The sequence below is a fragment of the Paenibacillus plantarum genome (genome assembly GCF_013141695.1).
In the GTDB taxonomy this organism is placed as follows: Bacteria; Bacillota; Bacilli; order Paenibacillales; family NBRC-103111; genus Paenibacillus_E; species Paenibacillus_E plantarum.
Genome location: NZ_WHNY01000018.1, coordinates 1 through 22,978, shown reverse-complemented (window position 1 = coordinate 22,978; position 22,978 = coordinate 1). Strand labels below are relative to the sequence as shown.

The following is a 22,978-nucleotide window of genomic DNA, read 5'->3' as shown; positions in this document are numbered from 1 at the left end:
ATAATGACTTACAAGGAAATACTCCAGTCGTGTACGCTGTTGCCTTCAAGAAACTTCTCAGCTTCCAACGCTGCGGCACATCCACTTCCAGCTGCTGTGATAGCCTGACGATACTTCGTATCTTGCACGTCACCACAAGCGAATACGCCTGGGATGTTCGTTTCTGTTGTTCCTGGCTTCACGACGATGTAGCCATGCTCATCTGTGTCGATTTGTCCACCGAGGAACTTCGTATTCGGTGTATGACCGATCGCTACGAAGATACCGTCTGTTTCAAGGATTTCATCTTCACCTGTTTGGTTGTTTTTCACTTTAAGGCCAGTAACACCTTTATCACCCGCTACAACTTCTAACGGCGTGTTATTCAGTGACCACTTCACCTTCTCGTTTCCACGAGCGCGGTCTTGCATAATTTTGGATGCACGAAGCTCATCGCGGCGATGAACCAAACGCACTTCGGAAGCAAAACGAGTCAAGAAGTTTGCCTCTTCCATAGCAGAGTCACCGCCACCAACGACGATAATCTTTTTGCCGCGAAAGAAGAATCCATCACACGTTGCACATGTACTTACGCCGCGCCCGATGTTTTCTTTCTCGTTCGTGATCCCAAGCAATCTTGCAGACGCACCTGTTGAGATGATCAGGGTTTCTGTTTCGATCTCGCCAAGCCCCTCTACTTGAAGCTTAAACGGACGGTTCGTCAATTCAACGGAATTAACCCAACCTGTTTTGAATTCAGCCCCAAAGCGTTCAGCCTGCTTGCGCATGTTTTCCATTAATTCTGGTCCCATAATCCCTTCGGGAAATCCTGGGAAGTTCTCTACTTCGGTAGTTGTCGTCAACTGACCGCCTGGTTCTGGTCCTTCAATAACAAGCGGGCTTAGGTTTGCACGCGCCAAGTAAATGGCTGCTGTTAGACCGGATGGTCCTGTTCCTACTACGACTGATTTATACATATGATTTCCCTCCTAGGTGCTTTCCTAAGGAAAGCTCTCTTTAATTAGCATGGTTGTTCAGCGATTGCTCACCGCCGTTTAGGGCAAGAACAATCAGTTCATCTATATGTATGAAAGCCGAGGCTTTCATGATGCATCAAGCTCGGCTATCAAAGACTCGTAAACTTATTGAAAATCGCATCCATTTTCTCACGCAAGCCACAGGTATCGTCGATATGCTTCACATGCCGACTGACCGTGGAAACCGTGACGCCATAGCGTGTAGCTACTTCCTGATAGGAAATCGTACGGCGATGCATTTTGGCAATCAAATATTCTAACGCCGCTGCCCAGCCTGCTGATTTGTGAATCTTCGGCACGTTCGGGTACACCTTCGTCAGAAACTCAACCCACAGAATTTCTAAGTCATACTGTTGAACCATATCGTAACGCTTGTGCATATGCGATAGCGCCGTTTCCATCACTCGCTGCCATGTTGCATCCCACACGGGAAGATGAGGCGAGTACGGTGAAGCCTCTACCATGATGTCTTTATTTTCGAGATAAGCTGGAATTGACTCGCGGATGCCCATACTTCGCAGAACGAATATGGCAACCTTCTTCAAATAGTCATCCTCTTTGTGATCCAGAATGAAATCCTGAAGTGCGTCTCTCACTTCGTTGTCCGCAATCAAGCCAAAGGCTTGAATGACTTGAAGCTTCGTTTCTACGTCGCCATGTCGCAATGCCCAGAAGAAGGATGACCGCACAAGCGGGTCTTTCTTCAATTGATCAGGAATTCCTTGCGTCGACTTCTCGAGCGCTCGGAACTGTTCCTCGAACGGAAGATGATAGTGGTAGCTCCAAGTAAGCGGAAGCGCCGACTTCTCTCTGACCCGCAATTGCTCTAAGTAGAACTTCGAAATTTCAGCACCCGGATCTAGCTTCTGAACCTGCTTCCACAAGCGGTACGCTTCGGCGAAACGACCGATATGGCAGGCAGCAACAGCCGCATAATGGTACAAACAAGGATCTGTTCCCCCGTCCCCCGCCTTCAATAGACGTTTAAACAGATGGTAGGCTTTCTCATGCTGAGCAAGAATACCCATCGTCGTAGCCAGCTTGAACACATGTTCTTGCTGGAACGGAAAGGTCTTGCCTAACAGCGCAGTTAGCTCAGCCAGTTCCTTCTTGTTGCCAAAATGCTGATGGAAAATCGCCATATTGCAAAGTGCATGCAAATTACCAGGATCAATAACCAGCACTTCGCGGATGGTTTCCATCGCCTTCTCGAATTGGCCCATATAATAATAAGCCAGTGCCAGATTGTTGCGAGCCGCTGTGAAGTCAGGCTGCTTCTTCACCAACTTCTCCAACTGCCTTACGGCCTCTGCGAACTTACCTTCTTCGAGCAACGCACGAGCTTTATCATGCTCGAACAGCCCTTCTCGACTCTTGATGCTAGTGAGAGGGGCGGGACGATCAAGCTCGTAGCTCAGCATTTCCATCATTTCTTCGGATTCGTCCATGAATTGCCCTGTCGGGTCATTCTCCAAATACCGAACCAATGCCTGTTCCGCCTGCTCGAAGTTTTCCATGTTGGCATAGTTGTTCGCCATATAAAAGTGACATTCTGTCATCTCGGGATCAATGGTTTCAAGGATATGCTGCAAAATTTGGTTCGACTCGTCATAATTGCCCACTTCGGAGAGAACTCCTGCGAGGTTGCAGTGATTCACAGGATTATCCTGTTCATACTCTGCAGCCCGCCGGAAATATTTCAATGCCTTATCATAATGAAACCGATCCAAAGATTGAACCGCTCTCTCGAAAAAGAATGCGGCATCCATGTTTATTGAGATAACTTTTGGTTTTGGCGCTTCGGATTTGCGCTTTTTCTTTTCCATAGCAAGACACCTCCGGCAATTTGATTACCATCAAATTATACCATAGATCTCCTAGAAGCCAAAAACATTATCCGAAGGTAAGATATGGACCTATACGCCGCCGTATTTGAATAGGGAGGATAGGGATCCACCATCTGTAATAATACGAACCGCGTCGGACAATAAAGGCGCTACAGAAAGCACATTAAACTTCTCAGAGTGCCCCTCTGGAATCGCGATCGAATCCGTAATAATAACTTCTTTAATGCTTGGGTGATCCAACCGTTGCAGTGCTGGGCCAGAGAACACAGGGTGTGTCGCACAGATGTAGACATCAAGCGCACCGCGTTCTTTCAGGCTTTCCACAACATTAACGATCGTTGTACCTGTATCAATAAGATCCTCGATAATGATTGGCGTGCGTCCCGCAACATCCCCAATGACGTGTGTAATCACAGATTCATTGTGCTCTGGGCGCTTCTTAATCATCATAGCGAAAGGCGCATCGAGAATGTTAGCCATTTTCTCAGCTGTTGTCGCACGACCCGCATCTGGAGAAACGATAATAGGGTTCGGTAAATTTTTTCGTTTAATGCAATCACTAATTAGATCAAGCGCTGTCAGGTGATCCACAGGGATATTGAAGAAACCTTGGATCGCTGGCGCATGGAGATCAATCGTAACAACACGCGTTGCGCCTGCTGAAGCAAACAAGTCAGCGACTAATTTAGCTGAGATCGGTTCACGCGGAGCTGCTTTACGTTCTTGACGAGAGTAACCATAGTAAGGGATGACAAGGTTGATCGTTTTTGCAGATGCTCTTTTCGCCGCATCCATCATGACCAAAAGCTCCATCATATGCTCATTAATCGGATGGGAGAAGGTTTGTACCAGAAACACGTCGCAGTTACGAATCGTTTCTTCGTAAAGGCAATAAATTTCTCCGCTTTTGAAACGTGATAATTTAATTTGTCCTAGCGGCTGGCCGAGCTCTTTACAAATACTTTCCGCAAGCTTCGGATTCGAAGATCCGGAAAAAATTTTAACATTGTCGCTATGCATGGTTAATGGTTACCTCCGAAGGTTCATTAAATAGATTATATAGTCCTACTCATTATACATGATACGTGTCGAAATTAAAAAGTCACAAGTTGTCGTTTTCGAGCAGAAAATGTGGCTATTTCGTTAAATCCAATCGCTTTTAACAGCTCTCTAGCCTCATCCAAATACTGAGACAACCGTTCCGGCTGATGCGCATCTGATCCGAGCGTCACTGGAATTCCCACCTTATGGCAATATTCCAGCATACGACGGCTTGGGAACATCTCTTTACAAGGGTGCCGCAGGCCGGAAGCATTTAATTCAATAGCCATGCCACATTCCTTCACGGTATCCAAAGCGGCCTTCTCCAATTCCCATGTATCGCGATCTGGCACATAACCAAACCGTTTGATCATATCGATATGACCGATATAGTCATACAGTCCGGTTCGGACTGCTTTCTTCACTGCCTCGTAGTATTGGGTATAAACTTCAAAAATATCCTTTCCTTCCCAACCTGCCAGCTGCCTAAAATCAGAAATATCCCACTCGCCTAGAAAATGAACCGAACCGATCACATAATCCCATGGGTAGGCGTTAATGATGGCAGCAATTTCACTTTCAAAGCCTTCCACATAATCGCCTTCTAGGCCCACGCGAATATCGATCTGATCCTTATACTTCTCCTTGAGATGCAGGCATTCTTCCACATAACGAGGAAGCTCCTCCATCGGCATCGCCATTTCTGGCCAATACGTTTGCGGGTCGACATGCAAAAGCGGCATATGATCAGAAAGCCCCAATTGGGTAAGCCCGATCTCGATGCCGCGTTTGACGTATTCCTCCAGTTCCCCAGAGGCATGACCGCAGCGCACATGATGTGTATGATAATCAATCAACATCGTGAATTCACTCCAGGTCATTTACTTTATTTTTTGACGTGACGATTCGCCAGCTCTTTCATAATATCATCCAATGGCAATTTATTATTACGTAAAAGGACCATTAAGTGAAAAATAAGATCGCTCGCTTCATAGCGAAGCTCTTCATTGTCTTTATTTTTAGCTGCAATAATTACTTCTGCCGTTTCTTCGCCCACTTTTTTGAGGATTTTATCGACCCCTTTTTCGAAAAGGTAAGTCGTGTACGCGCCCTCCGGACGCTCCGCGTCACGGGAAGCAATAACTGCTTCTAGTTCAGCTAAAATAGCGAAACGGTCGCCGCCAGTAGCAGGTGCAGCTTCCTCAATAGAACCTTCCACTGCGATGTTCGAAGTGAAGCATGTGTACGAACCATTGTGACAAGCAGGTCCTACTTGTTCAACTAGAACCAATAGCGTATCCGCATCACAGTCGTAGCGAAGTGCTTTGACCTTTTGCGTATGACCGGAAGTTGCCCCTTTATTCCAAAGCTCTTCACGTGAACGGCTCCAGAACCAAGTGTCACCCGTTTGAATCGTGCGCTGCAAGGACTCACTGTTCATGTAAGCCAGCATAAGAACTTCTTTACTTACCGCATCTTGCACGATGGCAGGTACAAGCCCCTGCGCGTCATATTTAATTTGATCTACTGAAAATGTCATCGAATTTCAACCCCTTTACCTTTCAGGTCAGCCTTGACCCCGTCTATCGTTAATTCTTTATAGTGAAAAATCGTTGCCGCCAACCCTGCATCAGCCTTACCTTCGGTGAATACATCGTAGAAATGCTCCGCTTTTCCCGCTCCGCCAGAAGCAATCACAGGAATCGTCAGCAGCTCGGATACCGCACGTGTCAGTTTCAAATCGAAGCCGTCCTTCGTCCCGTCTGCATCCATGCTCGTCAGCAAAATTTCGCCTGCACCTAGCTCTTCTACCCGCTTCGCCCATTCCAGTGTCTTAATGCCTGTCGGTTTGCGTCCACCATGGGTATACACTTCCCACTCGCCCCACTCGGGATTGAACTTCGCATCAATGGCTACCACAATACACTGGGAACCGAACTTCCGTGCACCATCGGATACGAGCTGCGGATTAAGCACCGCTGCTGTGTTGATTCCGATCTTGTCCGCACCTGCACGTAAGAGACGTTTCATATCATCGACACTAGAAATGCCTCCGCCAACCGTGAACGGGATCGTAATCTCGCCAGCCGTTTGACGGACCACCTCGACCATCGTCGCGCGCCCTTCAACGGAAGCGGAAATGTCGAGAAACACGAGCTCATCCGCACCTTCTTTATCATAAATCGCCGCAAGCTCTACGGGATCACCGGCATCACGTAAATTCACGAAATTTACGCCTTTCACCACTCGGCCATCCTTGACGTCGAGGCAAGGGATAATTCTTTTGGCTAACATGCTCAGCACCTCCTTGAGACTATACCCACCTTATTTACATAGGGTTAAAAAATTGCCCAACAGCTGCATACCGTTATCTCCGCTTTTCTCGGGGTGGAACTGCATGCCGTAGACATTATCACGACCTACAATCGCCGTTACAGGTTGATAGTAGTCGGTCACTGCCAACAGATCGCTTTCCCGCTCCGGCTTTACATGGTAGGAGTGTACGAAATACACATACCCTTCCTCTATGCCTTTGAAAATAGGACTCTCACTCTGCTTATAGCTGAGTCGATTCCATCCCATGTGCGGCACTTTGTAGTCCCCGCGGAAACGCACGACTGACCCTGGCAGAAGCCCTAGTCCCTCATGCTGACCATGTTCTTCACTGCTAGTGAACAACAACTGCATGCCTAAGCAGATGCCGATCAATGGCTTGCCAGACGCTGCATACTGCTTCACAACCTCGTCCAAGCCCGATTCACGCAGATGCTCCATCGCATCCCCGAACGCACCTACACCAGGAAGGATCGCGCCTTCTGCTGCTAGAATTTGTTCCGGATCTCCCGTCACAACCGCTTCATAGCCGAGCCGCTCAACAGCTTTGCTCACACTATGTAAATTACCCATTCCATAATCAATAATAGCGATCATGCCTACAGCACTCCCTTCGTCGAAGGAACCCCCTGCACACGAGGATCAATCGATGTTGCTTCATCCAGCGCACGTCCCAACGCTTTAAACACACCTTCGATCATGTGATGCGTGTTTTCACCGTAATGTACAATAACATGCAAAGTGATACGAGCTTCTAGCGCAAATTTCCAAAGGAACTCTTTTACCAGTTGTGTTTCAAAGCTACCCACATTTGCCGTAGGGTATTCGGCACGGTACTCAAAATGCGGCCGATTGCTGATATCAATCACAACTTGAGCCAAAGCTTCGTCCATCGGCACGAATACGCTCGCATAGCGTTTGATTCCACGTTTGTCACCAAGCGCTTCGCGCAGTGTTTGACCTAGACAAATCCCGATATCTTCAACTGTGTGATGATCATCGATTTCGATATCACCTTTGGCGTCCACTTTCAGATTGAAGATACCGTGTTTCGTGAACAAATCAAGCATATGATTCAGAAATGGAACATCTGTTTGGAGTTCCGAAATTCCTGTACCGTCTACTTCAAAAGAAAGTTTAATGTCCGTTTCATTCGTCCTACGGGCTACACTCGCTGAGCGAGCTCTTACTTGATCCTGTTCCGCCATCTAGGTCAACTTCCCTTCCTTTTTAAGTCTGATCTCTACCGCGCGCGCATGACCTTCCAAGCCTTCATTCCGGGCCAAAGTCATGATCATGTCGCCGTTCGCGAGTAACGCTTCCTTGCTATAGTGAATGACGCTTGATTTTTTGAGGAAATCGTCCACATTCAGTGGCGATGAGAATCTGGCTGTGCCATTCGTCGGCAGCACGTGGTTCGGGCCGGCGAAATAATCGCCGACAGGCTCTGTGCTATACGCGCCTAGGAAAATGGCACCGGCATTTTCAATACGTGGCAGCCAAGTGAAAGGATCCTGCACCAGCAGCTCACAGTGCTCCGGCGCCAAGCGGTTGATGACGTCCACGCCTTCGTCGAGTGAGTCGACAAGCAGGATCGCCCCTTTCGTCGCTGTCGAGACGGCAGCAATGGCTTTCTTCGGCAGCACATCCAGCTGCCGCCATAGCTCTAGCCGAACCTCTTCGGCTAGCTCGGGGGAAGGTGTCACCAGTATCGACGGTGACATCTCATCATGCTCGGCCTGCGCTAGCAAATCGGCCGCAACGTATTCAGGATCGGCGTGCTCGTCGGCGAGCACGACAATGTCCGTTGGTCCGGCGATCATGTCGATATCGACGACGCCGAACACGAAGCGCTTCGCCAGTGCGACGTAGATGTTGCCTGGGCCGACGATTTTGTCGACCGGCGCGATCGATTCTGTCCCGTAGGCCAGCGCGGCAATCGCCTGCGCCCCGCCTACGCGGTAGATTTCTTTCACACCCGCTTCGGCTGCAGCCACAAGGATATGCGGGTTAATGCCTTCTTCTCCCGCGGTGGACGGTGGCGTCACCATCGCGATCTCCGGCACCCCTGCGACGATCGCAGGGATGGCGTTCATGAGCACGGAAGACGGGTACGCCGCCTTCCCGCCGGGCACGTACAATCCGACCCGCTTCAGCGGTCGGATGATTTGGCCCAGCAGACTGCCGTCTGGCTGCAGGTCCATCCACGAATTGCGTTTCTGCTTCTCATGAAACGCACGAATGTTAGCGGCGGCTTGACGCAGCGCCGCTAGGAACGCGGCGTCGACTTGCGCGTACGCCGCTTGGATCTCTTCGTCGCTGACGCGAAGCTCAGCGACTTGTACGCCGTCGAACTGCTGCGCTAGGCGGCGCAGCGCGGAATCTCCGTCCTGCCGCACCTCATCGATGATGCGGCGGACGGACTCATTTTGCTCGGGTGAGCCGTATTCGACCTCGCGGTTTAATTGAAATTCGGAGGCGGGCATAATCCGCATCTTCATCTTCCTCTCATCTTTACTAAATAATGCTATAGCTTCACTATCGGCAGTACGTCCTGCAGCATATCACATAACCGTTGGATGGATTCATTCTTCATCCGATAACTCACACGATTCGCAATTAAGCGGCTCGTGATTTGAAAGATTTCCTCTTGCTCGACAAGACCGTTTTCCTTCAATGTTTGGCCGGTCTCTACCATATCTACGATGCGGTCAGCTAGTCCGATTAAGGGCGCCAGCTCGATAGATCCGTTCAACTTGATGACTTCGACTTGCTGTCCTTTTTCCCGAAAATACTGAGAAGCCACATTCGGATACTTGGTCGCAACACGCGGGTTGATTACCTGTTTCCAATCTGGCAGCCCAATCACCGACATGCGGCACCGTGCGATCCCTAGATCAAGCAATTCGTAAACATTCCGATTTTCTTCCATCAGAACATCCTTGCCCACAACACCAATATCCGCAACGCCATACTCAACATAAGTAGGAACATCGACCGGTTTAGCTAAAATAAATTCCATCTTCGCCCCTGGTACAGGAATGATCAAACGGCGCCCTTCTTCTAGATCCTCCGGAATGGGCAATCCCGCTTTCGTAAACAGCTTCGCTGCTTGTTTATAGATACGGCCTTTCGGCATCGCTACTTTAAGAATGTCATCCACCGTTCCAACCTCCTCCAAACTTCCCTCATCTTTGCTGAGAGGTTATTCCGTTATCAACTTCACTACTTGGTATCCCGCTCTGTCCAAATCTTTGCTTTGTTCCTTCGTCACCAGCTGTGTGATAACGATGCTCACATTATTAATTTCATCGCTCCGCATTTGCTTCGCTTGCTTCAACGCTTCCTCACGATGCTCCGCATCGTAGGCGATAAGCACGCGAACCGGTTGTTCCCCTTGCTCTTTACCCGTTACTTCAAGGATGCGATTCGTTTTCAACGCAAACCCAGTAGCTGGAGCTGGACGCCCAAACTGACTCAATAAATTATCGTAGCGGCCTCCACTGCAGACAGGGAAACCTAGTTCAGCAGCGTAGCCTTCAAACGTCATGCCTGTATAGTAGGAGAAATCCCCAATCATCGTTAAATCAATTACCACGTGCTCGCTAACACCGTAAGCTTTCAGCACATCCCATACTTCGCATAGGTGTCGGATCGCGTCCTGTGCGATTGGATGCTGGGAAACCATACGAGCTTGCTCGCAGATTTCATCGCCGCCACGAAGCCTTAGGACTCCGTTCAGCTCACGCTCAACATCAGGCGCCAGAGAAAGCGTCTTAATCGCTTCCCGGTATCCGACGTAATCACGGCCGAGTAAATGCTCTTTCAAGGAAAGCTGCGCATCGGTGCGTCCGTCCAATGTTTCTTGGAATAATCCATTCAGAAAACCAACGTGACCAAGCGCAATCTTAAACTTCTCAACGCCAGCAGCTTGCAAAGATGCAATCGCTAGCGCCACAACTTCGGCATCCGCTTCCGATGTAGCATCACCGATCAACTCAACGCCAGTTTGATAGAACTCTGAATCTCTACCCGCTTCTTCTTCAATCGAACGAAAAACATTCGAATGATAAGAAAGACGAAGTGGAAACTCCTGTTCCTTTAAAAGCGAGGAAGCTACTCGAGCGATTGGAGCTGTTAACTCCGAACGCAGCACGAGTGTTTTCCCTTTGCGGTCAAGCAGCTTGAACAGCTTCTTATCCTCTGTCGAGCTTGCTACACCAACTGTATCGTAATATTCAAGTGTAGGTGTAATAATCTGGTTGTAGCCCCAGCGTTCCATACAGGCCAATACACGGAATTCTATATTTCTGAGTTTCGTAACCGCATCAGGCAAATAATCTTTCGCGCCTAACGGTTTTTCAAATACTTTTGGCTTCGACACCGTCTCACCTCTATAAGTAGGAGTATAATCAGTTATTCTCATTTTATTGTTTATCAGTTCCTTTAGTGCGTTAACGTGCTACCATACTACCAAAATAAAGAATGTACGGCTATTTTAACACGTATCTTTAGGACCGTCAATCGTCTACGCCTTGTTCAGAACTTTAAGAATGGCATATAAACCCACACGCCGTCAACTGTATACGGAGAAGCCTTTATTCACTGCTTTTTGCTATAACATTTTGGATATTCCCGCTTTTTATATTGTAAAGTAGTAGTCCCCTTACCTCCACCACCTGTACGGATTCTTGATGCGCATTGGGGCTCTGACGCATGTCGGCGGTCAAACCTGACTCACAGCCGCTCAACAATCACAGATGCAATGCCATTGAAGACGTAAGCGTAATGCTGACGATAACGACCCCCTAACTAACTGGAAAACCTCCAGTTAATTTGAGGCAAATCTACGCTTTTCAACGACTAGATGGATTTTATACATCTATTTTCGTCGAAAGTAGCTCATCGAGCTCAATTGGATGAAATTAACAGCAGAAAATCCATCTATTTGCTTTTACCGACGAAATCCTGCCCATTTAGATGTATAAAATCCAGTTATACGACTGCTTAGGTTGGAGTCTTCACTATTTACACAATGCATACGAATTCTTGGTGCGCATTGAGGCGCCGGGCAATAGAAAAAGGCATGCTGCCGCGGCAGCATGCCCTCTTCAAGATACATCTAGATTAGTCTTCCTCTACAGGTCCGTTCGGAGTTTTACCCCCACCATTAGGTGCCTGTGGTTGACCACCATTTGGCGCTTTATTTCCATTAAAGCCATTGCCATTGCCATTTCCATTCGGGGACTGCAATTGTCCGTTACCGTTGCCATTTGGCGCTTGTCCGTTTTGCCCGTTACCATTGCCGTTGCCATTCGGTGCTTGTCCGTTTTGCCCGTTACCATTTCCATTTCCGTTGCCATATGGAGCTGGTTTTGCTCCACCGTTCGGTGCTGGTGTTTGACCGCCATTTGGTACTTGCTTCATGCCACCATTAGGTCCTGGTGCTTGTGTCGCACTCGGCCCTTGACCTTGGCCTCCTCCGTTACCGCCACCTTGACCCTTGCCTCCCCCGGTGCCTCCGCCAGTGCCGTTACCGCTGCCTTGACCCTTGCCTCCGCCGGTGCCTCCACCGCCGCCTTGGCCTCCGCCTCCGCCAGTGCCGTTACCGCTGCCTTGGCCCTTGCCTCCGCCAGTGCCTCCACCGCCGCCTTGACCTTTGCCTCCGCCGGTGCCTTCACCGCCGCCTTGACCTTTGCCTCCGCCGGTGCCTTCACCGCTGCCTTGACCCTTGCCTCCGCCAGTACCTTCACCGCCGCCTTGACCTTTGCCTCCGCCAGTGCCTTCACCGCCGCCTTGACCTTTGCCTCCGCCAGTGCCTTCACCGCCGCCTTGGCCTTTGCCTCCGCCAGTGCCTCCACCGCCACCTTGGCCTTTGCCTCCGCCTTTACCGCCGCCTTGCCCCTGTCCAACACCCTTAAGCTTCATATAGCTATAAGTAATTGACTCGAGCGTGCGGCTATCAACGGCGCCAGTTATCGGCAGCCCGTGTTTTTTCTGAAAATACTTTACACCTTGCACAGTCGCATTATCGTAGTAACCATTAATATCACCAGAATAGCTCCCCAGTGATTTCAGCATCCCTTGGATAACGAACACATCGGGTCCGTTCGCTTCCTTGCCTACAGCCAAGCTCGTGGTTGGCAAAGATAATATCAGCATAAAGGCTAGTATTACTACTCCTACATGCTTTCCTATCGACCATCCAAAGTTTCCTTTTTTCACTTTTGCGTCTTTACTACGATTCCAATGCTGCACTTCATCGACACCTTCCCTTAACCTATAATTTTACTGCGTCTTTACTATTCCCAATCTGTCACTTTTATTAGTCGTTTTCGAAAGATTCTATAATCGCATAATTTGAATGCTGTGTTTTCTTCTCCACAACAAAAAATGGACCCAACATCACAACGATGTTAAGTCCATTTATGTATATTTCTTATACTAAGCACTGCCCGACCGAATTACCTGCATCGGATTACCTGCCACGAAGCTATTCGGGGCTACATCCTTATGAACGACAGAACCAGCGCCAATAATCGCATAATCACCAATCGTCACACCTGGCAGAATTGTCGTATTAGCCCCAACCATCACATGAGATCCAATACGAACATCACCTAAGCGATATTCCTTCGTTAAATACTCATGCGCCAAGATTGTCGTGTTATAGCCAATAATTGTATTACTCCCAATGTAGATCCTCTCTGGGAAAAACACATCCACCATCACCATCAAGGCAAATGCCGAGTGCTCACCAACCGTCATGCCAAGAACACGACGATAGATCCAGTTTTTCAACCGCAACGATGGTGAATAACGGGTGATTTGAATCCAAACGAAATTTCGCATGGCCTTCCACTTACTCACCGTTTGGTAAATTTGCCATAGCGCATTTGGGCCATCTACGGGATACTTCTCTGTCTGCCTCAATCAACCTTCACTTCCGACGATATCCCAACTAGCGGCAACAGGTCAAACATATCATCGACGATATGATCCGGGTTGTACTGCTCTAAATAAGAGCGCCCCTTCCAGGACCAAGATACGCCAACAGAAGTAACTCCAGCATTTTGAGCAGCCTCAATATCATAATGACTATCGCCTACCATCATCGCTTCTTCAGCCGAGCTGCCAAGCTCTTTCAGCGCTGCAAAGATACCCTCAGGACTCGGCTTTGGTTCTTTTACATCATCCACTGTCACAATCGCGCTGACGTAAGCGTCTAACCCACAGAGTTTAAGTCCCATCAACGTGGTAAGCCTGATTTTGCTCGTCACGATACCGATTTTGATACCATTTTCGTGAAGCTTAGCCATTACCGTACGCACGTTCGGGAACTCCTGCACAAGCTCGTCATGTTTAGCAAGGTTGAATGTACGATACTTAGTAATCAGTGCTTCAACTTCTTTCTTCCCTGTAAAAAACTCCATTTGCTCCACTAGCGGGCGCCCCATATTGGGAATAATTAGCTCCCGACTAATAGGTTCTGCTGTTTCGCCTTCCAAGCTATGCAAGAACGATTGTACAATTAACTCATTCGTGTCGACAATCGTGCCATCCAAATCAAATAGTACGGTTTGAATCATAGTTGACTCCTTTATCTGTCTCTTCTTCATTGACTACTTTGTTTTTATCAATCGCTAGCTTAGATACAATTGGATCCGAGTAATGTTCATTGGAATAGCCTTTTTTTCTTCTAATAATGATCATGATCACGGCCGCAATGACAATTAGTAAGGCAAGCAGTTGGGAGAATCGAATATTCCCTCCATATGTCAGTACGCCTGGTTCAAACACGATTTTCATAGGTGACCATAACGCATTCATTAGTGAAGCCAACCAACCCGGTCCCGTGATGTCTAGGCTGTCAGTGCGAATCCCTTCAATAAAGAAACGACCGATCGAATACCAGATGAAATAACTTAGAAATAGCTCCCCTGCCCGCAAAAACGGCCTGCGACGAAGCCAGAACAAGATCAGCAGACCTACAAAGCTCCATAATGATTCATAGAGAAATGCAGGGTGGTAGAATGTTCCCTCGATATTCATTTGATTCACGATAAAATTCGGTAAATGCAAGGTATCTCTCAAAAACGACTCTTCTACCGGACCGCCATGAGCTTCCTGATTCATGAAATTGCCCCAACGACCGATTGCTTGTCCAACAATTAGACCTGGCGCAAGGATATCCGCAATTCGAAAGAAGTTGTATCCTTTGGCCCGAATATAGAATGAAGTACCGATAATAGCCCCGATCAGAGCGCCATAAATTGCAATCCCGCCGTGCCATATCATGAATACTTCCCATAAATTATCCTTATAATCAGCCCATTGGAAAGCTACATAATAAATTCTAGCCCCAATAATGGCAGATGGAACCCCAATTAACAATAAATCCATGAAGAAGTCAGGTACGATTTTGAATCGTTTCCCTTCCCTGATTGCCAACATTAAACCGATTAATGCGGCTGTTCCCAAAATAATGCCATACCACCTTACATGAATCGGCCCTAAGGAGAACGCAATACTTTCTAACATAGTTCCACTCCTTTATTTGGTGAGCTTACGCTCTCTCTCAATCAAAATCCTCAAAATCTTCGTTCAACGATTCCGTCAGCTTATTCGTAAACTGCAGCGCCGCGTTATAACCCATACGCTTTAAGCGATAATTCATCGCAGCAACCTCAACGATGACGGCTAAGTTTCGGCCCGGTCTTACAGGTATCGTAACTAGCGGCAGATCCGTATCGATAATCCGCGTTAGTTCCTCATCTAAGCCCAAACGATCATATTGCTTCTCTTGCTGCCAATTCTCCAATTTCACAACAACCGAAATCTTCTTCACATTACGAATCGCGCCTGCGCCGAATAGTGTCATGACATTAATGATACCTACGCCACGGATCTCAAGTAAATGACGAATCAACTCTGGGGCATTACCCGTTAATACTTTATCGCCATTTTGCCTAATTTCAACCGCATCATCCGCAATTAGTCGATGCCCTCGTTTCACAAGCTCAAGCGCTGTTTCACTCTTCCCGATCCCACTGCTGCCGGTAATTAACATACCTACCCCATAGACATCAACAAGTACACCATGGATCGTCGTGCTGGGCGCAAGCTTATTTTCAAGAAAACCAGTCAATCGGCTTGCAAAAATCGTCGTTGACAGTTGCGTTCTCAGCACTGGCAGATCACGCTTAGTCGCCTCCTCGAGCAATTCAATGGGAACGTCCAGTCCTCGCGTTACAATAATACACGGCGTTTCCTCAGGGGCACAGAGCTGTTCCACCCGATTTCTCCGAACACCAGTCGTCAACATCTCTATAAACGTAATCTCTGTTTTACCAAGCATTTGAATTCGCTCTTTGGGATGGTAATTGAAATATCCCGCCATTTCAAGACCAGGGCGATACAAGTCACCAGTCGTAATCGGACGCTTAAGTCCACCCTCTCCTGCTAACACTTCCATATGTAGCTGTTCCATCATTTCGGAAACCTTTACCTTTTTGGCCATTGTCCTAACTCCTCCGAATTTGCTTATGTACCATATGCGTCCCTTGTTGCACGCAGGCTTCCAATAGTTTCATCGTAATGGAATACCGAATTGAAATCAACTACTGTGTTCATGAACCTAGAAATAAACAAAAAAACCAGCCGATAACGGCTGGCCTTTCAGTACAATCCTATAGGTTTGGGTTAACCAAGATGGAAAGTGTTGATTCTTTATCGAAGAAATGAACTTTGTTCATGTCTAGTGCCAATTTAACGTTAGTACCTTCTTTGATTCCGGAACGACCGTCAACACGAGCGATTACTGTGTTAGCGCCGATACCGTTCAAGTACAAGTACATTTCGTGACCCAAGTTCTCAGTCAATTCAACGTTAACGTTGAATACTGTTTTCGGGGAAGCTTCCAAGAATACTGGCTCTTCGTGAATATCTTCTGGACGAACTCCCAGAATCACTTCTTTGCCAACGAATCCTTTGTCTTTAAGAACTTGTGCTTTACCAGCTGGAACTTCAACGTTGACAGTACCTGCTTTGAAGAATACACCGCCGCCTTCAGATGCCAATGTTCCGGACATGAAGTTCATGGATGGGGATCCAATGAAACCAGCAACGAACATGTTCACTGGGAAGTTGTAGATTTCTTCTGGTGTAGCAGCTTGTTGAATAATACCTTTATCCATAACAACGATACGATCGCCCATTGTCATTGCTTCGATTTGGTCATGCGTTACGTAGATCGTTGTAACACCAAGACGTTTTGTAAGTTTTGTGATTTCCGCACGCATTTGTACACGAAGTTTCGCATCCAAGTTGGAAAGCGGCTCATCCATTAAGAATACTTGTGGCTCACGAACGATCGCACGACCCAAGGCAACACGTTGACGTTGACCACCGGAAAGAGCTTTTGGCTTACGATCAAGTAAGTGAACGATATCTAGAATTTTCGCTGCTTCGCGAACGCGAGCATCGATATCAGCTTTTTTGAATTTACGAAGTTTCAATCCGAATGCCATGTTTTGATAAACAGTCATATGCGGATAAAGAGCGTAGGATTGGAATACCATCGCGATATCGCGATCTTTTGGAGCTACGTCATTTACAAGGCGGTCTCCGATGTAAAGTTCACCTTCAGTGATTTCCTCTAAACCTGCGATCATACGAAGAGTTGTGGATTTTCCGCAACCGGATGCACCAACAAGAACTACGAACTCTTTGTCAGCAACTTCAAGATGGAAATCTTTAACTGTTGATTCTTCTGCACCAGAATATCTTTTAACGATATGATTTAAACGTACGCCTGCCATGATTTCATTCCCCCTACAATTTATCGTTCAAATGCTTTATTTATCTTCAACATTTCTATATACACATCTTACCCTACGAACGGCGGACTGACTATGCACAATCCCTACAAAAAAATCACTTTCTTTTCGTTACTTTGTACAATAGCAAGGCCAGACGTACCAAAACCGCATGATTAAACGTTCTAACATCCAGTCCTGTCTCGTTCTTGAACTTGTCCAACCGATAAAGCAGGGTATTACGATGAATATAAAGCTTCTTCGCGGTTTCACTAACATTACAGTCTAGTGTAAAGAAATGCTCCAGCGTCGTTACCGTCTCGCTATCCAGCACATGATCCGTGCCGCGGAGCACCTGCTCTAGGAAATCTGTCTTTTCCTCTTCCTCTATAAGGTGCAACAGCTTCTCAAGACGAAGCTCCCAACGTAAATGAATAAAGCTGCCTACATGGAAGGATCGGCCCAGCATAATAGTCTCGCGCAGCTTAAGCACGGTAGCAAACATAGACTTCGCCGGTTTCACAGGGAAATCAATGGCAAGATGGCATTCGCCTACCCACTCATTTGCTAACATCTCATATAAGCCTGAGCCAAGTGCGTCAAGGGTTTGCTCAACACTTTCTTCCTCGTCCCCATCGCGATCTTCACTTCCGCTAGTAATAAGGACCTCTGGTGCTAGGATTAACCACTCTTTTTCCAGTAAAGGAATCAGAATAATCTCCGCTTCAAAAAAAGATTCCAACAACTTCTTAAGCTCCGTATAGGATACACGCTGGTTCTGAGGATAGTCCCCATACAACAAGAGAGGAATTTTGGTTGAATACAACGATGACTGTGAAGCAAGCGCATCAGGAAGCTCTGCGTGGCCAGTACCGCGTTCCATTTGCTGCAGCAGCCAATCTCTTAATTGGTTCGACTTCCTTTCATCTTCCGACAGATAGGAGCCGAATTGCTTCTTCTCTACAGTTTGCTTAGATTCGATCGTAAGTTCGACGAGTTTGCGTTCTGAAATAGACAACTTACTCCCATTTATCTTTAGGACACGAACTTCTTTATAATCCTGTGAAATGAAGAAAAGAACTTCCTCTCCCCGGATTACACTACGACTCAATCCTTCTTGGTGCTCTCCCTGATCCTCCACAAGCTGGTGCCATTCGGAATCCGGTATCAGGCTTATCTGTATTGGCGACTGTAAAACCGCTTCCAATCGCTCCTTGACATGCTCCCAAATCATCTGCCCTCACTCCTTATTGCCTATAGCATCTTCTATATTTATCTCGCTATTGTACCATATGTCTGCCTATTCTTGTGAATCGAAAGGAACCCTCCTGCCAGAATTGGCAAGAAGGTCCTTAAGTAAAAGCATTATTTAATTACGCGGCGAGCCGTTACGTAGTGATCAGCCCACCATTCTTTATTGATAGATGTAAATTTCACGCCACCCTCACCATACGTATGAATCATCATGCCGTTACCTACATAAATACCAACATGTCCAATATTCTTACCGGAATCCACCGTTGTGAAGAAGACCAAGTCTCCGGTTTGTAAATTGCTTTTACTAACGAAAGTGCCTTCCTTAGCTTGGTCGCGAGAAACACGTGGCAGTGTAACTCCATAAGCAGCAAACACCGTTTTTGTAAAAGAGGAACAATCCATTGTTTTGGTTTGACCATATTTTGCACCAAATACGTAGGGAGTACCAAGATATTTCTGAGCGGTTAGAATCAACTCGGCTTTCAAACGATCCTTCGCTGAAAGAATGCTTCTTCCGCCAATGAAGCTGCCCTTAAGCTCACTTACATTGCGAGTGACGACTTCGTCTTTGCTCTGGGATGCCATGACCATTTTACCTTGGCCTACATAGATCCCAGCAAACGTTGGCTTTGTACCACTACCAAAGAACAAGACGTCACCTGGCTCAGCTTTATCTATTTTTGTGATTTTTGTCGATTTCATGTTGAATTGATCCGCTAAAGTTCTAGGTACGGTGTAATTTAACGTTTCATAGACATAATAAATCAGTCCAGATGAATCAAACCCTGCGGATGGTGTTTCATCACTTTTGGAGTAATCTACGCCAACCATTTTTTTGGCCAAAGAAACGGCATCCATATCATCATTTGCGGCATATGCGGAAACAGCAGTTGTTGCTGATAATGCGATCGTGATCGCAGCAGTTATTCCTAGCGTGCGGTGTGCAAGACTCTTTAACATTGTATTTCCTCCTGTACGTGCTCTCTTGGGTGAGTTGGGTAATATGGAAAACTTCTCTCTTTACTAGTACAAGATTACCATGGTAATGAAAAGACTTTCATTCCTAAAATATTTCCTAACAACCATGACATTGGCAATGATGCCAATTGTTTCATTTCTTTATAAATACAACTTCGTAGGTGTCATCCTCATATTCTTCATGGATTTGGAAATAATTGTAGTAGCACTTTTTGGTTTTTATTCTCGTTAGCTATGGAGGTGACAAGCATGAAAGATCACAATCAATATCCAACCTTTGATGTTATGGAAGAAAGTACGAAATGGGATGTACATACGAGATCGATAGTGAATGCTCGACTTATTCGTGAACACGCATACGGATATGTAACCGTAGTTGAGGCAGAAACGCTTCGTGCTTGGTGTTCACTGCTTATGGACGATCATCGCGGAGAAATCATTCAATACGTCATTAACCATATCGATCAGGTATTATCTGAAAATAAAGGTGAAGGACATCGGAAAGTGAGCACACCTCCCGTTCGACTTCTTTTACGTCAAGGTCTCAAAGCAATTGATGAAACAGGATGGCTCGCAAATAGTCAGCCTTTCTTTCAATTAGATGAGTCGAACCAACGGAGCATTATGATTCAAATTAGCAACGATAACTATCCACCTACGAAAAATTGGGAAGGCATTCTTCAAAAAATCTTATTTCAAAAACTTCTTCAACTCTGCGTAGAAGCCTACTATGCTCATCCTTTAGTTTGGTCGGAAATTGGGTTTGGCGGACCTGCCTATCCTCGCGGATATACCCTTGCTAGTCCTGATCAACTCGAATCCTGGGAGGCTGCGAAACGATCATGAAGTGGCGAAATGAAAATGAAATCGTGGATATTCTCATTGTAGGCGCAGGTGCTGCTGGAGGCGTTCTAGCCAAAGAACTCAGTGAAGCCGGGCTAGGTGTAGTTGTGCTAGATGCGGGGCCGTGGCGCGATCCTGAGAAGGATTTTGCAAGTGATGAATTGAGTATGAAACACCTAGCTTGGGAGGATACGCGTGTTGTTGACGCAGCCGAGCCATTCGTTACAGGAAAGCATCAATCTGGAAAAGGGATTGGCGGCGGCACCCAGAACTTTACGGGGGTATTTCTGCGATTTCATGAGTCTGATTTCAAAACGAAGGCTATTGATGGCGTTGGCGAAGATTGGCCTATTCATTACAAAGATTTGGAACCCTATTACTCGCGTATCGAAAAAGAAATCTCCGTTTCCGGCCCTAAGCATTTCCCTTGGGGAAATTTTCAGGGTCCATATCCCTTTCCAGAACTGGATTCGCTTAGCCCTAATGCTGTCTTATTTCACAAAGGCTGCAAATCCCTTGGTATTCAATCCGCACCTACACCATTAGCTATCCTTTCTAACCCGTTAGACGGCCGCTCTGCTTGCACCAATCGTGGGTTCTGCCTGCAAGGTTGCATGCCCAATGCGAAATTTAGCACATTAATCGTGCACATTCCTAAAGCAGTTCAGGCAGGCGCCGAAATTCTCGCAGATTGCAGAGTCACTCAAATCGAAGTAAATGACTACGGACATGCTTGCGGGGTTCTGTTCGTCCACGAAGGCATAACCTATCGGCAACGTGCCAAAACTGTTATCCTCTGTGCACATGTGGTGGAAACACCTCGTTTGCTACTCCACTCCGCCACACCACTGTTCCCTGATGGATTAGCCAACTCCAGCGGATGGGTAGGCAAGGCAATAATGACGCATAGCAGTAACGACGTTTATGCCAAGTTTGAAGAGGAAGTCCGATTGTACAAAGGAACACCCGTGTTGGCATCTACCCAAGATTTCTATGAGACAGATCCACGTAGAGGCTTTGTCCGTGGGTATACCATACACGCTCACGGCTCTCGGCCTATAGAGATGGCAGAAGGCTTTCGCAAGGCCACGGAGGCGCCTTTATGGGGCTCGTCCTTCAGACAAGCTATGCAGGATTACAACTTCTATGGTCGTCTCAAAATGGTCGGAGAGGTCCTTCCCAACTGGAACAATCACGTTGCGTTATCTGATGAAAAAGATGAATATGGCATGCCCATGGCTTCCTTAGCCTTTAATTACTGCGATAACGATCTCAAGCTCCTAGATCATGCTGTTGACAATATGAAGTTGATCCTCCGCGCTGCAGGCGGAAAGATCTCCTATGTCGTGCCAGATACACAACATCTGATGGGAGGTTGCCGGATGGGCAATGACCCCGCATCATCCGTGGTGAACTCGTACGGTCAAAGTCATGACATCCCGAACCTTTTCATTTGCGATGCTAGCCTATTCGTCACATCTAGTGGAGGCAATCCTACGCTTACCGTAATGGCCTTAGCAGCAAGAACTGCTGATTATATCATTGACCTCGCAAGCTCCTGATTGTTATCCTTAACAGCAAGTACACGAAAGGAAGGAGCCTGTGATCCCTATGGCTATTGTTGAATTCACCATCATCCCCATCGGAACAGCCACAACCAGCCTGAGCGGCTATGTCGCTGACCTCCATAAAGAATTAGAGCGACATGCCGATGTCCGCTTTCAAATGACCCCCATGGGCACCATCCTGGAGGGCCCATTAGATCGTCTACTCGAGGTCATCCGTGCCGTCCACGAGGTTCCCTTCTTGCATGGAGCTGCGCGTGTTTCCACGTCCATCAAAATCGATGATCGCCGCGACAAGCACGCCTCCATGGAACAAAAAATGCAGTCCGTCGCTGACAAGCTCTGAACAGCAAAAAAGCATCCTATAGCAGGATGCTTTTTCTATATATAATGGAAACAAAAAAAGACCCTACGGTCTTGTACGTTTACTTATAAAAGTGAGTCATGTAGGATTCGAACCTACGACACCCTGATTAAAAGTCAGGTGCTCTACCAACTGAGCTAATGACTCGTAGGTGAAAGGAAAATGGAGGCTGATGGATTCGAACCACCGAACTCGAAGAGAGCAGATTTACAGTCTGCCGTGTTTAGCCACTTCACTAAGCCTCCGGATTGCGAGATAACCGTATTGCTTTGGCAATACAACCATCTCAATGGCTTTGGACGGAATCGAACCGCCGACACGAGGATTTTCAGTCCTCTGCTCTACCGACTGAGCTACAAAGCCAAATGATTATTTATAGCATGTCCTACATTAATTGTAAAAGAAATGGCGGAGCTGACGGGATTCGAACCCGCGGTCTCCTGCGTGACAGGCAGGCATGTTAGGCCACTACACCACAGCTCCATGCTACAAAAGGTCTTACCATAAAAATGGTGCCGTCGAGAGGACTTGAACCCCCAACCTACTGATTACAAGTCAGTTGCTCTACCAGTTGAGCTACAACGGCGTAAAGATAATGGTGGAGGCTGACGGGATCGAACCGCCGACCCTCTGCTTGTAAGGCAGATGCTCTCCCAGCTGAGCTAAGCCTCCATCTGGTGTTTGGTTTTTATGGTAGCGGCAGAGGGGCTCGAACCCCCGACCTTACGGGTATGAACCGTACGCTCTAGCCAGCTGAGCTACGCCGCCACATAAAAGTGTATATATATTTGGAACTGGCGGAGAGAGAGGGATTCGAACCCTCGCACCGCTTACGCAGTCTAATCCCTTAGCAGAGGATCCCCTTATAGCCACTTGGGTATCTCTCCAAGATATATATACGATTCAGGAATAGTAT

22 protein-coding genes and 8 tRNA genes are annotated in these 22,978 nt (G+C 47.2%); 3 read left to right on the top strand and 27 right to left on the bottom strand.

Annotated elements, in window-relative coordinates; all coding sequences use genetic code 11:
• Nucleotides 1–8: 8 nt before the first annotated feature.
• From trxB to GC096_RS05760, 19 genes are all read right to left on the bottom strand, one after another.
• On the bottom strand, nt 9–956 hold the full coding sequence (gene trxB / locus GC096_RS05850; RefSeq protein WP_056611271.1) for a thioredoxin-disulfide reductase: 948 nt from the start codon (nt 954–956) through the stop codon (nt 9–11).
• Between the two features lie 149 nt (nt 957–1,105).
• Nucleotides 1,106–2,842, bottom strand: coding sequence for a tetratricopeptide repeat protein (locus tag GC096_RS05845; RefSeq protein ID WP_171629328.1), 1,737 nt, complete (start codon nt 2,840–2,842; stop codon nt 1,106–1,108).
• 90 nt (nt 2,843–2,932) lie between these two features.
• Nucleotides 2,933–3,883: a ribose-phosphate diphosphokinase gene (locus GC096_RS05840; protein ID WP_171629327.1), complete on the bottom strand. Its 951-nt coding sequence runs from the start codon at nt 3,881–3,883 to the stop codon at nt 2,933–2,935.
• 74 nt (nt 3,884–3,957) lie between these two features.
• The gene (gene hisJ, locus GC096_RS05835) at nt 3,958–4,764 is read right to left on the bottom strand and encodes a histidinol-phosphatase HisJ (RefSeq protein WP_171629326.1); all 807 of its coding nucleotides are present in this window, start codon (nt 4,762–4,764) and stop codon (nt 3,958–3,960) included.
• A 26-nt stretch (nt 4,765–4,790) separates the two neighbouring features.
• Nucleotides 4,791–5,444 carry a bifunctional phosphoribosyl-AMP cyclohydrolase/phosphoribosyl-ATP diphosphatase HisIE gene (gene hisIE / locus GC096_RS05830; RefSeq protein ID WP_171629325.1) on the bottom strand — a complete coding sequence of 218 codons (654 nt, stop codon included), beginning with the start codon at nt 5,442–5,444 and terminating at the stop codon, nt 4,791–4,793.
• Nucleotides 5,441–6,199, bottom strand: coding sequence for an imidazole glycerol phosphate synthase subunit HisF (gene hisF, locus GC096_RS05825; protein ID WP_056611288.1), 759 nt, complete (start codon nt 6,197–6,199; stop codon nt 5,441–5,443). Before hisF ends, hisIE begins: the two co-directional genes overlap by 4 nt.
• 30 nt (nt 6,200–6,229) lie before the next feature.
• A complete protein-coding gene (hisH, locus tag GC096_RS05820; protein ID WP_171629324.1) occupies nt 6,230–6,835 on the bottom strand; it encodes an imidazole glycerol phosphate synthase subunit HisH in 606 nt (201 codons plus the stop codon).
• Nucleotides 6,836–6,837: 2 nt separating this feature from the next.
• Nucleotides 6,838–7,446, bottom strand: a complete 609-nt coding sequence (gene hisB / locus GC096_RS05815; protein ID WP_171629323.1) for an imidazoleglycerol-phosphate dehydratase HisB — start codon at nt 7,444–7,446, stop codon at nt 6,838–6,840.
• On the bottom strand, nt 7,447–8,733 hold the full coding sequence (gene hisD, locus GC096_RS05810) for a histidinol dehydrogenase (RefSeq protein ID WP_171629365.1): 1,287 nt from the start codon (nt 8,731–8,733) through the stop codon (nt 7,447–7,449).
• Nucleotides 8,734–8,765: 32 nt separating this feature from the next.
• Nucleotides 8,766–9,401: an ATP phosphoribosyltransferase gene (hisG, locus tag GC096_RS05805; RefSeq protein WP_171629322.1), complete on the bottom strand. Its 636-nt coding sequence runs from the start codon at nt 9,399–9,401 to the stop codon at nt 8,766–8,768.
• Nucleotides 9,402–9,443: 42 nt separating this feature from the next.
• Nucleotides 9,444–10,622: an ATP phosphoribosyltransferase regulatory subunit gene (locus tag GC096_RS05800; RefSeq protein WP_171629321.1), complete on the bottom strand. Its 1,179-nt coding sequence runs from the start codon at nt 10,620–10,622 to the stop codon at nt 9,444–9,446.
• Nucleotides 10,623–11,365: 743 nt separating this feature from the next.
• Nucleotides 11,366–12,496 carry a peptidoglycan-binding domain-containing protein gene (locus GC096_RS05795; protein WP_312886199.1) on the bottom strand — a complete coding sequence of 377 codons (1,131 nt, stop codon included), beginning with the start codon at nt 12,494–12,496 and terminating at the stop codon, nt 11,366–11,368.
• 186 nt (nt 12,497–12,682) lie between these two features.
• Nucleotides 12,683–13,171, bottom strand: a complete 489-nt coding sequence (locus GC096_RS05790) for an acyltransferase (protein WP_171629320.1) — start codon at nt 13,169–13,171, stop codon at nt 12,683–12,685.
• Nucleotides 13,168–13,827, bottom strand: coding sequence for a pyrophosphatase PpaX (gene ppaX / locus GC096_RS05785; RefSeq protein ID WP_171629319.1), 660 nt, complete (start codon nt 13,825–13,827; stop codon nt 13,168–13,170). Before ppaX ends, GC096_RS05790 begins: the two co-directional genes overlap by 4 nt.
• Nucleotides 13,805–14,779, bottom strand: a complete 975-nt coding sequence (lgt, locus tag GC096_RS05780) for a prolipoprotein diacylglyceryl transferase (RefSeq protein ID WP_171629318.1) — start codon at nt 14,777–14,779, stop codon at nt 13,805–13,807. Before lgt ends, ppaX begins: the two co-directional genes overlap by 23 nt.
• Before the next feature lie 37 nt (nt 14,780–14,816).
• The gene (gene hprK, locus GC096_RS05775; RefSeq protein ID WP_171629317.1) at nt 14,817–15,758 is read right to left on the bottom strand and encodes an HPr(Ser) kinase/phosphatase; all 942 of its coding nucleotides are present in this window, start codon (nt 15,756–15,758) and stop codon (nt 14,817–14,819) included.
• A gap of 169 nt (nt 15,759–15,927) precedes the next feature.
• A complete protein-coding gene (locus GC096_RS05770) occupies nt 15,928–17,058 on the bottom strand; it encodes an ABC transporter ATP-binding protein (protein WP_056611312.1) in 1,131 nt (376 codons plus the stop codon).
• 115 nt (nt 17,059–17,173) lie between these two features.
• Nucleotides 17,174–18,289: a PucR family transcriptional regulator gene (locus GC096_RS05765; RefSeq protein ID WP_171629316.1), complete on the bottom strand. Its 1,116-nt coding sequence runs from the start codon at nt 18,287–18,289 to the stop codon at nt 17,174–17,176.
• A gap of 131 nt (nt 18,290–18,420) precedes the next feature.
• Nucleotides 18,421–19,272, bottom strand: a complete 852-nt coding sequence (locus GC096_RS05760; RefSeq protein ID WP_171629315.1) for an NlpC/P60 family protein — start codon at nt 19,270–19,272, stop codon at nt 18,421–18,423.
• Nucleotides 19,273–19,539: 267 nt separating this feature from the next.
• Between GC096_RS05760 and GC096_RS05755 the strand changes: the two genes are divergently transcribed.
• The 3 genes from GC096_RS05755 to GC096_RS05745 are packed head-to-tail and all read left to right on the top strand — an operon-like array spanning nt 19,540 to nt 22,044.
• Nucleotides 19,540–20,136 carry a gluconate 2-dehydrogenase subunit 3 family protein gene (locus GC096_RS05755; protein WP_171629314.1) on the top strand — a complete coding sequence of 199 codons (597 nt, stop codon included), beginning with the start codon at nt 19,540–19,542 and terminating at the stop codon, nt 20,134–20,136.
• On the top strand, nt 20,133–21,695 hold the full coding sequence (locus GC096_RS05750) for a GMC family oxidoreductase (RefSeq protein WP_171629313.1): 1,563 nt from the start codon (nt 20,133–20,135) through the stop codon (nt 21,693–21,695). Before GC096_RS05755 ends, GC096_RS05750 begins: the two co-directional genes overlap by 4 nt.
• A 49-nt stretch (nt 21,696–21,744) precedes the next feature.
• Nucleotides 21,745–22,044: an MTH1187 family thiamine-binding protein gene (locus GC096_RS05745; protein ID WP_171629312.1), complete on the top strand. Its 300-nt coding sequence runs from the start codon at nt 21,745–21,747 to the stop codon at nt 22,042–22,044.
• Nucleotides 22,045–22,136: 92 nt separating this feature from the next.
• On the opposite strand, the gene GC096_RS05740 is transcribed toward GC096_RS05745, so the two are convergent.
• From GC096_RS05740 to GC096_RS05705, 8 genes are all read right to left on the bottom strand, one after another.
• Nucleotides 22,137–22,209 (bottom strand) — tRNA-Lys (locus GC096_RS05740).
• A gap of 16 nt (nt 22,210–22,225) precedes the next feature.
• Nucleotides 22,226–22,307, bottom strand: a tRNA-Tyr gene (locus tag GC096_RS05735).
• Nucleotides 22,308–22,352: 45 nt separating this feature from the next.
• Nucleotides 22,353–22,425, bottom strand: a tRNA-Phe gene (locus GC096_RS05730).
• 43 nt (nt 22,426–22,468) lie between these two features.
• Nucleotides 22,469–22,545: transfer RNA gene (locus GC096_RS05725), tRNA-Asp, on the bottom strand.
• Nucleotides 22,546–22,572: 27 nt separating this feature from the next.
• Nucleotides 22,573–22,648, bottom strand: a tRNA-Thr gene (locus GC096_RS05720).
• Between the two features lie 10 nt (nt 22,649–22,658).
• A tRNA-Val gene (locus GC096_RS05715) sits at nt 22,659–22,734 on the bottom strand.
• A 19-nt stretch (nt 22,735–22,753) separates the two neighbouring features.
• A tRNA-Met gene (locus GC096_RS05710) sits at nt 22,754–22,830 on the bottom strand.
• A gap of 27 nt (nt 22,831–22,857) precedes the next feature.
• A tRNA-Ser gene (locus GC096_RS05705) sits at nt 22,858–22,949 on the bottom strand.
• Nucleotides 22,950–22,978 lie beyond the last annotated feature (29 nt).

Coding starts and splice junctions, on each gene's coding strand:
- trxB (WP_056611271.1), bottom strand. CDS start 956: ATGTATAAATCAGTCGTAGTAGGAACAGGACCATCCGGTCTAACAGCA.
- GC096_RS05845 (WP_171629328.1), bottom strand. CDS start 2,842: ATGGAAAAGAAAAAGCGCAAATCCGAAGCGCCAAAACCAAAAGTTATC.
- GC096_RS05840 (WP_171629327.1), bottom strand. CDS start 3,883: ATGCATAGCGACAATGTTAAAATTTTTTCCGGATCTTCGAATCCGAAG.
- hisJ (WP_171629326.1), bottom strand. CDS start 4,764: ATGTTGATTGATTATCATACACATCATGTGCGCTGCGGTCATGCCTCT.
- hisIE (WP_171629325.1), bottom strand. CDS start 5,444: ATGACATTTTCAGTAGATCAAATTAAATATGACGCGCAGGGGCTTGTA.
- hisF (WP_056611288.1), bottom strand. CDS start 6,199: ATGTTAGCCAAAAGAATTATCCCTTGCCTCGACGTCAAGGATGGCCGA.
- hisH (WP_171629324.1), bottom strand. CDS start 6,835: ATGATCGCTATTATTGATTATGGAATGGGTAATTTACATAGTGTGAGC.
- hisB (WP_171629323.1), bottom strand. CDS start 7,446: ATGGCGGAACAGGATCAAGTAAGAGCTCGCTCAGCGAGTGTAGCCCGT.
- hisD (WP_171629365.1), bottom strand. CDS start 8,733: ATGCGGATTATGCCCGCCTCCGAATTTCAATTAAACCGCGAGGTCGAA.
- ppaX (WP_171629319.1), bottom strand. CDS start 13,827: ATGATTCAAACCGTACTATTTGATTTGGATGGCACGATTGTCGACACG.
- lgt (WP_171629318.1), bottom strand. CDS start 14,779: ATGTTAGAAAGTATTGCGTTCTCCTTAGGGCCGATTCATGTAAGGTGG.
- hprK (WP_171629317.1), bottom strand. CDS start 15,758: ATGGCCAAAAAGGTAAAGGTTTCCGAAATGATGGAACAGCTACATATG.
- GC096_RS05770 (WP_056611312.1), bottom strand. CDS start 17,058: ATGGCAGGCGTACGTTTAAATCATATCGTTAAAAGATATTCTGGTGCA.
- GC096_RS05765 (WP_171629316.1), bottom strand. CDS start 18,289: ATGATTTGGGAGCATGTCAAGGAGCGATTGGAAGCGGTTTTACAGTCG.
- GC096_RS05760 (WP_171629315.1), bottom strand. CDS start 19,272: ATGTTAAAGAGTCTTGCACACCGCACGCTAGGAATAACTGCTGCGATC.
- GC096_RS05755 (WP_171629314.1), top strand. CDS start 19,540: ATGAAAGATCACAATCAATATCCAACCTTTGATGTTATGGAAGAAAGT.
- GC096_RS05750 (WP_171629313.1), top strand. CDS start 20,133: ATGAAGTGGCGAAATGAAAATGAAATCGTGGATATTCTCATTGTAGGC.
- GC096_RS05745 (WP_171629312.1), top strand. CDS start 21,745: ATGGCTATTGTTGAATTCACCATCATCCCCATCGGAACAGCCACAACC.